The sequence below is a fragment of the Azospirillum rugosum genome (genome assembly GCF_017876155.1).
GTDB lineage: Bacteria > Pseudomonadota > Alphaproteobacteria > Azospirillales > Azospirillaceae > Azospirillum > Azospirillum rugosum.
In genome coordinates this window covers 173,003-184,940 of sequence record NZ_JAGINP010000019.1, presented here as the reverse complement: position 1 = coordinate 184,940, position 11,938 = coordinate 173,003, and the positions used below count along the sequence as shown (strand labels likewise).

The 11,938-nt window shown below is 68.5% G+C and carries 16 protein-coding genes; 8 read left to right on the top strand and 8 right to left on the bottom strand.

Features of this window, described 5'->3' with window-relative positions:
- Together J2851_RS24215 and J2851_RS24210 are read left to right on the top strand one after the other, a co-directional pair.
- On the top strand, nucleotides 1-624 hold a 624-nt coding region (locus J2851_RS24215; protein ID WP_209769474.1), incomplete at its 5' end, for a cbb3-type cytochrome c oxidase subunit I.
- Nucleotides 625-700: 76 nt separating this feature from the next.
- Nucleotides 701-1,384, top strand: coding sequence for a helix-turn-helix domain-containing protein (locus J2851_RS24210; RefSeq protein ID WP_209769472.1), 684 nt, complete (start codon nucleotides 701-703; stop codon nucleotides 1,382-1,384).
- A gap of 63 nt (nucleotides 1,385-1,447) precedes the next feature.
- Here J2851_RS24210 and ubiV read toward each other — a convergent pair whose 3' ends face one another.
- Genes ubiV through ubiT form a run of 3 tightly spaced genes read right to left on the bottom strand, consistent with a single transcriptional unit; the run spans nucleotide 1,448 to nucleotide 4,002 of the window.
- Entirely contained in the window at nucleotides 1,448-2,350 is a 903-nt protein-coding gene (ubiV, locus tag J2851_RS24205; protein WP_209769470.1) for a ubiquinone anaerobic biosynthesis protein UbiV, read from the bottom strand.
- Nucleotides 2,351-2,363: 13 nt separating this feature from the next.
- Nucleotides 2,364-3,350, bottom strand: coding sequence for a ubiquinone anaerobic biosynthesis protein UbiU (ubiU, locus tag J2851_RS24200; protein ID WP_209769468.1), 987 nt, complete (start codon nucleotides 3,348-3,350; stop codon nucleotides 2,364-2,366).
- A gap of 4 nt (nucleotides 3,351-3,354) precedes the next feature.
- On the bottom strand, nucleotides 3,355-4,002 hold the full coding sequence (ubiT, locus tag J2851_RS36380; protein ID WP_209769466.1) for a ubiquinone anaerobic biosynthesis accessory factor UbiT: 648 nt from the start codon (nucleotides 4,000-4,002) through the stop codon (nucleotides 3,355-3,357).
- A 191-nt stretch (nucleotides 4,003-4,193) separates the two neighbouring features.
- Between ubiT and J2851_RS24190 the strand changes: the two genes are divergently transcribed.
- Nucleotides 4,194-4,463, top strand: coding sequence for a DUF2249 domain-containing protein (locus J2851_RS24190; protein ID WP_209769464.1), 270 nt, complete (start codon nucleotides 4,194-4,196; stop codon nucleotides 4,461-4,463).
- 9 nt (nucleotides 4,464-4,472) lie between these two features.
- Here the strand turns inward: J2851_RS24190 and J2851_RS24185 are convergent, their stop codons facing one another.
- Nucleotides 4,473-4,979: a hemerythrin domain-containing protein gene (locus tag J2851_RS24185; protein ID WP_209769462.1), complete on the bottom strand. Its 507-nt coding sequence runs from the start codon at nucleotides 4,977-4,979 to the stop codon at nucleotides 4,473-4,475.
- 13 nt (nucleotides 4,980-4,992) lie between these two features.
- Nucleotides 4,993-6,168 carry a hypothetical protein gene (locus J2851_RS24180; protein ID WP_209769460.1) on the bottom strand — a complete coding sequence of 392 codons (1,176 nt, stop codon included), beginning with the start codon at nucleotides 6,166-6,168 and terminating at the stop codon, nucleotides 4,993-4,995.
- 579 nt (nucleotides 6,169-6,747) lie between these two features.
- Between J2851_RS24180 and nirK the strand changes: the two genes are divergently transcribed.
- The 4 genes from nirK to J2851_RS24160 all read left to right on the top strand — a co-directional run bounded on the left by nirK (nucleotide 6,748) and on the right by J2851_RS24160 (nucleotide 9,300).
- Complete coding sequence (gene nirK / locus J2851_RS24175) at nucleotides 6,748-7,812, top strand: copper-containing nitrite reductase (protein ID WP_209769458.1); 1,065 nt, start codon at nucleotides 6,748-6,750, stop codon at nucleotides 7,810-7,812.
- A gap of 288 nt (nucleotides 7,813-8,100) precedes the next feature.
- Entirely contained in the window at nucleotides 8,101-8,259 is a 159-nt protein-coding gene (locus tag J2851_RS24170; RefSeq protein WP_209769456.1) for a hypothetical protein, read from the top strand.
- Between the two features lie 168 nt (nucleotides 8,260-8,427).
- Entirely contained in the window at nucleotides 8,428-8,829 is a 402-nt protein-coding gene (locus J2851_RS24165; RefSeq protein ID WP_209769455.1) for a hypothetical protein, read from the top strand.
- A 126-nt stretch (nucleotides 8,830-8,955) separates the two neighbouring features.
- A complete protein-coding gene (locus tag J2851_RS24160; RefSeq protein ID WP_246500894.1) occupies nucleotides 8,956-9,300 on the top strand; it encodes a hypothetical protein in 345 nt (114 codons plus the stop codon).
- Between the two features lie 61 nt (nucleotides 9,301-9,361).
- On the opposite strand, the gene J2851_RS36610 is transcribed toward J2851_RS24160, so the two are convergent.
- The gene (locus J2851_RS36610; RefSeq protein WP_209769454.1) at nucleotides 9,362-9,781 is read right to left on the bottom strand and encodes a Rossmann-fold NAD(P)-binding domain-containing protein; all 420 of its coding nucleotides are present in this window, start codon (nucleotides 9,779-9,781) and stop codon (nucleotides 9,362-9,364) included.
- On the opposite strand from J2851_RS36610, the gene J2851_RS35970 reads away from it, so the two are divergent.
- A complete protein-coding gene (locus tag J2851_RS35970) occupies nucleotides 9,662-9,922 on the top strand; it encodes an MmyB family transcriptional regulator (RefSeq protein ID WP_343206618.1) in 261 nt (86 codons plus the stop codon). The genes J2851_RS36610 and J2851_RS35970 overlap by 120 nt on opposite strands.
- 54 nt (nucleotides 9,923-9,976) lie before the next feature.
- On the opposite strand, the gene J2851_RS24150 is transcribed toward J2851_RS35970, so the two are convergent.
- Together J2851_RS24150 and J2851_RS24145 are read right to left on the bottom strand one after the other, a co-directional pair.
- Nucleotides 9,977-10,843 (bottom strand): ParB/RepB/Spo0J family partition protein, encoded by an 867-nt coding sequence (locus J2851_RS24150; RefSeq protein WP_209769453.1) that lies wholly within the window; start codon nucleotides 10,841-10,843, stop codon nucleotides 9,977-9,979.
- Nucleotides 10,833-11,861 carry an AAA family ATPase gene (locus tag J2851_RS24145; RefSeq protein WP_209769452.1) on the bottom strand — a complete coding sequence of 343 codons (1,029 nt, stop codon included), beginning with the start codon at nucleotides 11,859-11,861 and terminating at the stop codon, nucleotides 10,833-10,835. Before J2851_RS24145 ends, J2851_RS24150 begins: the two co-directional genes overlap by 11 nt.
- Between the last annotated feature and the right edge of the window lie 77 nt (nucleotides 11,862-11,938).

Sequence of the window (11,938 nt, the reverse complement as noted above, 5' to 3'; positions counted from 1 at the left end):
GGCACGCCGGGCTACTGGCAGTGGATCGGCTCGCTGTTCTCCACGCTGGAGGTGGCGCCCTTCTTCGCCATGGTCGTGTTCGCCATCCAGATGGTGCTGAAGGGCGGGCGCAACCACCCGAACAAGGCCGCACTTCTGTGGTCGGTGGGCTGCGCGGTCATGGCCTTCCTGGGGGCGGGGGTGTGGGGCTTCCTGCACACGCTGTCGGCGGTGAACTACTACACGCACGGCACGCAGGTGACCGCGGCGCACGGGCACCTGGCCTTCTTCGGGGCCTACGCGATGATCAACCTGGCGATCTTCAGCTACGCCATGCCGCACCTGCGCGGCGTCGCGCCGTACCATCAGGCGCTGAACAAGCTGAGCTTCTGGCTGATGTGCGGCGGGATGACGGTGATGACCTTCGCGCTGACCTTCGCCGGCGTCGTGCAGGTCCACCTGCAGCGCGTGCTGGGCATGGACTACATGAGCGTGCAGGACCAGATCGCCCCCTTCTTCTGGGTGCGGCTGGCCGCCGGCGTCGCCGTGTTCATCGGCGCCGGCCTCTACCTCTACGCCCTGCTCGGCCCGGTTCCCGCGGCGAAGAAGGCCCCGATGGGCGGCGCCGTTCAGCCCGCGGAGTGACCCGCAACCGGCCCCTCTCTTCCACCATGGGGGAGAGGGGCCATGCACCGGTGGATAAGGAACCGACGGGGGTGCGATGCGACCGAAAGATCTGGACCTTGTGCGCAACCTCCCGCTGCTTGCCGGGATCTGCGGCGACACCTTCGCCTCGCTGACCTCCGGGGCGTCGCTGGAATGGTGCTCGCGTGAGGCCGTCCTGGTGACGGAAGGGGAGGTTCCCGATTTTCTCCACGTCCTGGTCACCGGGGCCGCCACGCTGTCCAGCCGCGCCGATTCCGGGCAGGAAACGGTGCTGGACATCCTGTGCCGTGGCGATTGCTTCGCGCCGGCCGCCGTGCTTGCCGACGCACCGAGCCTGACATCGGCAAAGCTTCTGGACCCCTCGCAAATCCTGCTGCTGTCGGCGCCGGTGGTGCGGGCGCAGGTCGCCCGGGATCCGGTCTTCGCCCATCGGGTGATGCAGGCTCTGGCGGGCCAGTTCCGGACGCTCGTGCGCGAGGTCAAGGACCTGAAGTTCCGCAACACGACGCAAAGGCTGTCGGCCTTCATTCTCGACCAGGTCGACCGGGCGGAGGACGGCGTGGCGGTCGAGCTTCCGGTCAGCCGGCGCGTCCTGGCCAGCCGCCTGGGCATGACGCCGGAGCAGCTGTCCCGCACCTTCGCCAAACTGTCCCACCGTGACCTGCACATTTCGGGCAGCACCATCATCGTCCCCTCGATCGAGCGGTTGCGCCGGCTCTGCTCCGACGGCACGCCGTGACACAAGTGCCAGGGGTCGGCCGGCCATGCCATGGCCGGCCGGCAAACATCGGTTGGCGGGGCGTCACGCCTCGGCGGCGTAGGCGGCGCCCGCCAAGTTGTGGAAAAAGCCGTTCTCCAGGGGCGCTTCGACCAGCCGGCCCAACTCCGCGGCGACATCCCGGCCATCCCGCTGCCCGGCGAGAACGGCGCGGAACGCCGCGGCGACGGCGACCATGTCCACCGCCTGCGGCGACAGGCGGAAGCGTGAAACTCCCATCGCGGCCAGCCGCTCCATCTCGCCCGCAAGGCAGAGATACCCGTGGGACAGCGTCTGCGTGCCGTTCACGGTCAGGAAGGATTGGCCGTCCAACGTCTTCACCGGCATGCCGTCCGGGTCGTTGCCGCAGACGAACTGGCAGCCGTCCTTGTGCAGCCCATGGGCCCGCGCGTGGTAGCAGCGGGCCGAAATCGCCAGCGGCGCCCGCCCGAACACCTGCACTTCGACCGCGAGGCCCAAGGCGGCCCCCGCCTTCGCCAGAACGGCGACGGAGGATGCCGGCAGTTCCGCCGGCAGCGACACCGACATCGCGCCGCGCCCGGCCAGCCAAGCGAGCGTCGCCTCGTTGTAGGTGTTGATGAAGGGACCGACCGCGTGGGGTTGCCCGGCCAACAGGGCCAGCGCCCCCATGTCGTTCGCTTCGACCGGAAGCAGCCCGTTCGTCACCACATCGCGCATCGCCGCGCGCTCGCGGTCGTTGCCGGCCAGGATCGGGCTGGCGAACCAGACCTCCTTTCCGGCGGCGGTCAGCCGGGCGACGACCGCCTCCATGGCGTCGGCGAAGAACGGGGCGCGCTTGTGGCAGACGATCTCGCCGAGGATGACGGTGTCCAGCGGCGCTTCGTCGGCCATCCGGAAGTAGAAGTCGCGCCAGCGGTCCGCGGGCCAATTGAACAGCACGGGGCCGAGGGTCAGAAGAGGCATCATGGTGTCTTGCTCCTCAGCGCCAGGCGCGCTTGAAGGCGCCGGTCGTCTGGGCGCCGCCCTCGACCACCGCGTCCAGGTTCAGCATCGGCAGCGCCTGGCCCTTCGCGAAGGCATCGAGGGCTTTCCGGTAAGCAGCGACGACGGCGGCGATGTAGGCTTTGCCGCGCTGGCGCCCTTCGATCTTCAGGGCGCGCACCTTGGCGGCTTTCAGCTCCGGTAGCAGTTCCAGCGCGTTGAGGCTGGTCGGCTCCTCGAACAGGTAGGCCGGGCGGTCACCGGACAGGAAGCGGCCCTTGCACAGCGTCGGGTAGCCGGCCTGCTCCCCCTCCCCGAACAGGTTGATGGTGAAGCCGCCGAGCGTCGAGGCCAGCGCCGCGCCGCGCGGCTCGTACCGGACATGGCTGGCCGGCGAGCAGACCCCCTGCCGGTTGGGCGACAGCCCCGTCGCGTAGGAGGAGAGGGAGCAGCGCCCTTCGGCCATCGGGCACATCCCGCCGAACACGAACACCTCCGTCTCGATGTCGATCTCGGCGTTGAGCCGCGCGATCTCCGGCACCGTCAGCACGCGGGGCAGCACGACGCGGCGCACGCCGAAGGCGTCGCGGTACAGCCGGATCGCCTCGACGTTCGCCGCCGACGCCTGCACCGACAGGTGCAGCCGCAGGTCGGGATGCCGGCGGGCGGCGTAGGCGAGCAGACCGACGTCGGCCAGGATGACCGCGTCGGCCTTCAGCCGCGCCGCGTCGTCCGCGGCGCGCTCCCACGGCCCCAGGTTCCCGGCCTGCGGGTAGGTGTTGATGGCCACGAAGACCTGGACGCCGCGCGCGTGGGCGTAGGCCACCGCACCCGCCAGATCCTCGCGCGAGAAGTTGAGCCCGGGGAAGTTGCGCGCGTTGGTCTCGTCGCGGAAGCCCAGATAGACGGCGTCGGCACCGGCGTCCACGGCGGCGCGCAGCGCGGCCGGGTTGCCGGCCGGGCAGATCAGTTCGAAGGAGTCCATGCGCTTATGATCCCTGCGGCTTTCCACCCAGCCGCCGCTCCAGGGCGACCATCCCCCATCGCAGCGGCGGGGGAGCCGCGCGCCGGGCGATGCCGAGAAGGTCGAGCATCCGACCGGCGTGGCGTCGGGCGAGCGGGAGGGCGTGGCGCAGCGGACCGGCGGCCGTCGCCATGTCGGCGAACAGGTCCATGTCCTCCCCATCCAGGGTGTTGCGGAGCGCCAGGATCAGGGCGGTGTCCCCCTCGATCACCAGTTCGCGGCGGAAGAACAGCGCGTCGCCGTCGATCCGGCCTTCGAGCAGGTCGAGCAGGCGTGCGCAGGGGCCGCGCACCGCGGCGTCCACGGCGACGTGCGCCGGGCCGTCGCGGTCGCAAACCCGCAAGGCCAGCCTGGGTCCGACCCGCAGCAGGACGGCCGCCGGCGCGTCCACCGGATCGATCAGAAGATGCGCCTCGGGCATGTCGCGCAACGCCGTGAAGGCGCGCGGGTGGCGGTCCGACAGGACCCGCAAGACCCGGTCCGCCAGCCGTCCGCCGACGCCGTCGCCAAACCGCCGCGCCAGCCCAAGCCCCATCTGGGTCAGGCGGACCTCCACGGCGCGGGCGCGGGTGTCGGGCGCCGCTTCGTCCAACGCAATGCCGGGATCGCGCATTCGCGGTGTTCCTCCCTGTTCGGATTTGGTTTTGGAGTCTTTGTGCGTGGCGGGGGTTGCTCCCGCCGCGTGTCGGCGATAGGACAGGCGGACGGCGCGGTCCTTGACTCCGGTCAAGCCCGCGCTGCCCGGCGTGGTGGTAAGCGGGGCGGTGTCCGGGCGCGTCGATGCCCCGGCAGATTGGAGGCGGCATGACTTTCCCCAATTCCCCCAGTTCCGACGACGCTCCGGCGACGGTTCATCTCGACGTGCGCCCCTTGCTGGCCGCCGGGGAAAACCCGCTTGGGGTCGTCCTCGACCACGCGGCGGAGGTGCCGCCCGGTGGTCTCCTGGTGTTGGAGGCGCCGTTCGACCCCGTCCCGCTGCGCTCCCTGTTGGCCGATGAGGGCTTCGTGGCACAGGCGCGGATGGTCGGGCCGGGGCACTGGACCGTGCGCTTCCATCGGAGCGCCGCGCCGTAAATCCTATTGTCAGGCGAGCGCCCGGTACGCTTCGGCGAGGCGGGCGTCGTCCTCGGGCGACACCAGGGCGGCGATGGCGGCCAACAGGCCCATCTCCTCCTTCTGGATGTGGAACATCTCGCGTTCCAGCAGTTCCATGGCGACGCGCTGGAAGTCTTCCCAGCCGTCGGGCGTGAAGGTCCCGGCCCCGAGCGCTTCCGTCGCCAGCCGTGCGGCCTCCTGGGCGGCCGGCAGGATGGAGTGGTGCTCCATCGTCAGCAGGCCGACCATGCCGGTCTGGCCGCAGGCTTCCAGGAGGGGGAACAGCTGCCCCTCTTCAAAAGCGAAATGGCGGCCGACCTCCTGCGCGGCGATCGCGATCACGTCCTGAAGGGTCCGGCGCACCGCCTCATCCGTGAGGTTCGGCAGGCGCCCCGGCCGGGAGGCCAGCAGTTCGTCCAGGCTTTGCAGCGTGGCCAGCGTGGTCATGTGGTCGACGTGGAGAAGCTTGGCGATTTCCGATTGTAGGTCGAGCATGGGTGAATTCCGGTCAGTGGGACGGGGTTGAGAGCAGCGCCGTCCGCGTGCGGACGAAGAGGCGAACGGCGAAGACGAGCAGGGAAACCGCGCCCGCCGTTCCGCACAGGGCGCCGGCGCGCACGATCCCGTCGGAGTCGGCGAGGTTGCCGGCGACCAGCAAGGCCACGGCGGCCGCGTGCAGGGCCGCGTGCACGGCGAGCGGCCGCTCGGGCGCCAAACGCGACACCAGCGGCGTCGGGCACCCCGGCCGCGTGGCGTGGACCGAGGCGAGGAACGGGGCGATGCGTTGCAGCACGCCGAACAGCAGGCTCAGCAGCCAGCCGAACACCGTGACCGTCACGAACACCGCGGGCAGGTTGAAGCCGTCGACGCCGAGCGCCAGGGCCAGCGCGAGCAGGAGCGAGAGCGGCAGCATCGCCCAAGCGCCGCGGATCAGGCGAAAGTCGGTGCCCAGCCGCCGCCGCATCCGGCGGCGCAGCACGCCGGCCATGGCGTGGAGATGGATGGCCGACGCGGCCAGCCCGGCGACGACGGCGGCGGCGGTGAAGGCCGTGGTCCCGGTCAGCCCGCCCAACGCCAGCAGCGTCAGCCCGGCGCCGCCCGCCACCGCGACCGCGCGGCCGGACGCGGCGGAGGGCGCCGGCCCCAGGGTCAGCATCGGCACCAGGATGGTGGAGAAGCCGGCCGCCATCAGGCCGAAGAAGCCGAACAGCGCCATTCCCAGATGCGCGCCGGCGGCCGACGCGCGGTCCGGCAGGATGGGAACGAAAAGGTCGGCGATCAGGGCGAGACCCAACGCCGCCATGACCGCCAACGCCGCCAGCGCGACGCCCGCGCACAGCCGCATTCCCGGCATGTCCCCGGCCGAGCGCAGGTTGTCGGCCAGCAGCGCGCCGAACAGGAGAACCCCGCACCCGACCAGCGCCCCGCCCAGCATGAGGGCGGACGGGTCGAACAAAGCCATGCCGTGCGTCAGGATCGCAATGCCGGGGACGGTCAGCCAGAAGCACAGCTTCACCCAGCCGACCGATCGGACGGGCCGGACCGTCGCCATGGGAAGCAGCTGGAAGGAGGCGCCCATGGCCGTGGTCAGCAGAACCCCCAGCGTGAACAGGTGGAGCGCCGCGAGCACCCATCCCGGCCCGCCGCGGAAGCCGGCCACCCGGTCCGGCCCGGCGGCGAGCAAGAGCCATCCGCAGAGATGAAAAACCAGCGCCGCAGCGAAGAACCGGAATGGGACCGATGCCGGCAGAAGCCGGTCTCGCGCGTCGCCGGCGGTGGGAAGTGGGACCATGCGCGGCACCCTTGAACCAAACGTAGCCGAAGACCGCCCGAACGGCGGTCCTGCGGCGTGGAGCTTTAGGCCCGTGGGTGGTGGGTGGCTTTGACGATGGTCAAGCGGTCCGGCCGGGGGTTCGGCCATCCGGCGCAATGCGTCGCGCACCCTGCGGCTCCCTGTCGCACCCACAGCGACGCGTCCACGGCGTCGCCCCCAGAGCGGACCCTCACGCTGCCGGATTCCGGAGCGAAGCGGGCGCCCTCCCCTCCAACATGTTCAATGGGCAGGCCACAAAAACGGCGGACAGTGCGGCTGCCCGCTGGGATCGGCACGCAAAAGTATAGACTCTGTACTTCTAAGTTCATGGCCGAGTAAAACGACCGGCGACTTGATGGCGATCAATATTCCTCTTGACGGCAGTCAAATTCAGGCAGGCTCGGCAGTGCCATGGTCGGTCCAGTCGAAACATCGATCCTGGACGACGCCATGAACACCAAGACGTTTCTCGCCACCGTCAGCGCCGTAGCCCTGCTGTCCCTGTCGGGCATCAGCGCCGCTTCGGCCACCACGCTGTACGCCGAACCGAAGGTCAAGGAACCGACGGTCAGCATCGTCCAGGATCCGGCCGCCGTTCCCGCCCCGGAAAAGGCCGGCAAGCGCGCGCCCAAGACCCATCAGGTCACCCTGAACACGACCGAGGTGGAATCCAAGCTGGACGACGGCACCACCTACACCTACTGGACCTTCAACAACACCATCCCCGGCCCGATGGTCCGGGTGCGCGTCGGCGACACGGTGGACGTGAAGATCGCCAACGCCAAGGACTCCACGATGAACCACTCCGTGGACTTCCACGCGGCGACCGGCTTCCTCGGCGGCGGCCAGATCACCCAGGTGGAGCCGGGCCAGACCAAGGAGTTCTCCTTCAAGGCGCTGACGCCCGGCGTCTACGTCTATCACTGCGCCACGCCGATGGTCGCCCACCACATCTCCAAAGGCATGTACGGCCTGATCGTCGTCGAGCCCGAGGCCGGCATGCCGGCGGTGGATCACGAATACTACGTGATGCAGCAGGAAGTCTACGCCACCAAGGCCAAGAACATCCCCAACGCCGAGGACGACTACGACGGGCTGGTGAACGAAAAGCCCAACTACCTGGTGTTCAACGGCGCCGTCGGCGCGCTGTCCAAGGACAAGCCGCTGAAGGTCAAGGTCGGCGAGACCGTGCGCATCTGGTTCGGCGTCGGCGGCCCGAACCTGACCTCGTCCTTCCACGTGATCGGCGAAATCTTCGACCGCGTCTACAACATGGGCGGTCTGGAGAGCGAGCCGAACAAGGGCGTGCAGACCGTCACCGTCGCGCCGGGCGGCGCCACCATGGTGGAGTTCAAGGTGGATTACCCGGGCAAGTACGCCCTGGTCGACCACGCGCTGAGCCGCGCCACCAAGGGCCTGATCGGCATCCTGGAGGTCGAGGGCCCGGCCAACGACAGCATCATCAAGGACAAAAGCGGCGACAGCCGCAAGCAGATGGGCGACATGCAGCACTGAGCCAGCCCAGGCAACGAAGAGGCGGGGATCTCCCCGCCTCTTCTGTTTTTGGCGCCGCGGTCAATCCGCTCTTGGGGCTTCGGCATGGGGCGCTACCTCTGCGGGTGTTGCGCAATCCGGACAGTGCTGTGGCGTGTTGGTCAAGCGCCCGACCAAGGCGTTCAAGGCGGCGGTGCGGTCGGCTTCCGCACGGGCGAGCGCTCACCACGATGGGACGGCCGGCACGCACGCGTGTTGGAGAGATGCAGACGGGCTGCATCGGCCCGTTCCACAAGCGAGGATGACGCGATGGACGAACGCCGCAACACCGACGCAAAACCGGACCAAGCGGAAAAGGACGGTGCGACCGCCAAGCCCGATGTCCCGCGGCCGGGGACGAAGGACGAGCTGACAAAAGCCCAGGAGGAGGCTGCGCAGGAGCGCGCGGAAAACGGCGGCTATCAGTGACCGACCCTTCCGCCCCGGCAATGAGCGGCTCTGTGCGCCCTCATTCGGAGCGGGCCTCGATCCTCTCCTGGTCGGTCCGATCGACAGCCAATGCCCATGGTCACTTCGGTCCCCCTGCCCTCCCCTCCCCCGCTCTGGAACCCGATCCTGGCGAACTGCCGGACGCTCATGCGCGACATCGGCGCCCCGGCCGTCATCATCGAAGGATGCATCCGGGATACCCTGTACGGGCCCAGGATGGTGGCCACTCTCGCCGTGTCCGCCGCGATGGGCGACGTTGCCATCATGCAGCATCCGTCTTACCGGCGCGCGATGCAGGACGCGGCGGGGATGGTGATGTTCGTTCGGATGGCGGCGCACAACGCCAGCGGCATCGATCCCGTCACCGCCAGCCGAGTGGCTGAGGAGGTCTCCTGGAACGTGATCGTGTTGCCAACCGACGTGGTGCTGATTGGCCGGACGGCGGACGCCGATTTCGGCCCCTTCCTGCTGAGCGAGCACCCCGCCGATGACCATCGGCTGTCCAAGGTTGCGCGTCAGCTGGAATTTGCCGGCATCAGCGTGGGATGATCGATCACGGGCGCTTTCGGATGAGTTGTGCAAGGTCGATGGCGAAGAACAGGCGGGCGTTCCGGCTCGTCGCCGCGGGCGCGACGAGCCGCTTTTTCTGACGCGGGTTGGCGGAAACCTGATAGGTTGAACCTGACCGCGACCGCTAACCGGGTGTTTTGGATGCCGCTGACGGAACGGACCGCCCAAGGCGACCAGTATGTTCTTCCGGGTGCGGAGCGCCGGACCGTGCCCGGAATTCCCTATGCCGCCGAACCCGATGGGCAACTCGCGCTCCACTTCTACGACCCGCCGCGCGCGGACGAACGGGACGGTGGCAAGCCGCTTCCCCTGCCCCGCGTTCTGCCCCGGCCCACACCGATCACCGAGGGTCCGCTTGTCGGTCGGGTTGCGTTCTTTCCGCAGGTCATGAATGATGTGGCGGACGCGCTTCGGGCCTTCTCCGGTGTGTCGCACGGGCGTCAGGATTAAGCCGTTCGAGAACGATCCGGTCACAGACGGAACCACCTTGGGCCGGGCCGCAACCACCGTGTCAGGCGTAGCGCATCGCGTCGAGGTTGGCGATGAGGCCGGGACCTTTCGGACGCCAACCGAGCTTCGCTTGCGTCACGGCGCTGGACGCTGCCATGTCGATGCCCGCGAACATCGCCATCCAGCCGAAATGCTCGGCCGCTTCCTCCTGCGGGATTGAAACGGCCCGGATCTTCAGGCCGCGCGCCAGTGCCTTCACGATCGCGCGTGTTTCGAAGCCTTCCACGCCGACCGCGTGGTAGCGTGCGCCGGGTTCCGCCGCCTCGATCGCCAGACGATAGAGACGGGCGGCGTCGCTCCGGTGACAAGCGGCCCAGCGATTGCTGGATGCATTCGATGCCGCACGGGCCGGCGCCGTGAAGGAGATCGCCAACCTCGTCGACGAGCTGTGCCGGGCGAGGGGATCAAGCACCTCCAGCATCCAGAGCTCGGCACCTTCGAGTTGGAATGTTCGGCTTTCGCCGTCGATGGCCGTCCGGATTTGAGCCTTCTGGTCTACAATCCACTGGATGAACGGATCGAAGACCGCATCCGTACCCTGGCGCCTCGGACGATCGATTAGACGTCTAATAAGCCCCGGGCCATCCCGGTGACGTATTAGACGTCTAATAGCGGATCAGTCGCCAAGCAGCGCGTCGATGGCGGCGCGCAAGTCGAGAAGTGCCTTACGGTCGGCGTCTTCAAGCCGGCGGCCACCCGCGCTCAGGTCGTGGAGCTTCGCCATCCCGTTGTGCAGGGCCCGCAACGCCGGCTGGTAGGATGCCGGAGTAGGGGAGGGGGCCTTGCGCTGCTGCTTCGCCTCACGGACCGCCTTTACCGTGAGCCCGGATTTCGCGCGCTCCCACAGTTGGGCTTGCAACGCGGCGTCGCCGAGCTCGGAGAGTTCCATCAGCACGGACACTGACACGTGTGCCTGCTGCGGGGCGTCCTCAAGGATCGGCGCCGGCAGCCGCAGGATTCCCAACAGCCGGGCCACGTACTCTTGCGATTTGCCGATGAGCACCGCCGCCTGTTCCTGCGTCAGCCCCTTGTCGTCGATCAGCCGCTCCAGGGAGCGGGCCACGTCGATGGGATGCAGGTCGACGCGCTGCACGTTCTCGATGAGCGCCAGGGCCTGGGCGTCGTCGGTGTCCAGGACCATCGCCGGAATGGTGTCGCGGGCGAGTTGCTGGAACGCCCAATACCGCCGTTCTCCGGCGATGATCATGAACCGGTCGGCGGCGATCTCACGGACGTTGATCGGCTGCAGCAACCCTTTCTGCTCGATCGATGCGGCCAGCGCCCCGATGTCGGCCTCCTGAGCGTTCCGGCGTGGCTGGTCCGGGTCCGGCTCGATCTGCCCGAGCGGGATTTCCCGGAAGCGCATCTTGGCGCTCAGGCCGAACAGCGCTCGGTTGCTGCTGCTGCCGCCACCCGCGGCGCGACTGATGGCCCGCTTCAAAAGGCCGGTGTTGGCCGTGTCCAGACCCTTCTTAGGCGCCATGGTTCATCTCCGCGCGGCCAAGCACCAGCAACGCCTCGGCAATCTCCTGATAGCTCTCCGCCCCGGCGGAGTTGGGGTTCATGGCCAACCCCGGACGCCCGGCCAGAACGCTCTTGGTGTAATCGGCGGCCCGGCGGACCGGGGAAAACAGGCGCAGGCTCTCGGATGTGGCCATGGCGTGCAGCTCCGTCAGGATCTGTTCGTCCTGAAGCCGGCGCGGGCTGAACATGGTCGGCAGGATGCCCAGGATCCGCAAGCGGGGATTGACGAGTTCGCGCACGCCGGCGATGGTTTCGAACAGCTGGGGAATGCCCATCAGCGACAGCATCTCCGTCTGTGTTGGAATGAGGAGCTGGTCGGCGGCGTTCAGCACCGAGACCGTCAACTCGCCCAGATGCGGCGGACAGTCCAGAATGACGAAGTCGTAATGGCCGGCCAGTTGGGCGAGCTTGGCGCGCAGGATCAGCGTGCCGTTGGGCTGGCGCAACAATTCGCGATCGGCCGCCGCCAGGGAGATGGAGGAGGGGAGGAGGTCGAAGGCCCCGTCGCACACCGGCGTCACAAATTCCCGCATCGGTCGGGACGAGCGCAGCGCGTGCGTCAGCGTCTCCTTGGCAACCTCCCGCTCGTGCGGGTCCACGCCGAGGTGGACGGTTGCGTTGGCCTGCGGGTCGCAATCGACCAGCAGCACGCGCTGCCCCTGCCGGCTCAGCAGCCAGGCCACGTTGACGCAGGTCGTCGTCTTGCCGACGCCGCCCTTCTGGTTGGCGGCGCAGAGAACGAGCGGTGCGTTGCGTTGGCTGGAGGCCGCCGGAATGCCCACCGGGCTGGTCGCGTCCTTCAGCGCCGAAGCCACGGTTTGAGGAATTCGCTCGGCGCCGGTCTCCCATCGGGAGATCTTGGCGCGGTCGTAGCGTCGGCCCAGACGTTCGTTGAGCCAGGAGACCAGCTCCTGCTGGTTCATACCGCGGTCCTCGCGGTAGCGGCGGAGTTCCTCGCCGCTCATGTCGTGCGCCATCGGTGGTGCTCGCTCGGGTTTGAAGCCGGGCCACCATGAGCGATGTTGATGACACAGTCAACCGACGTGCTTCTTTG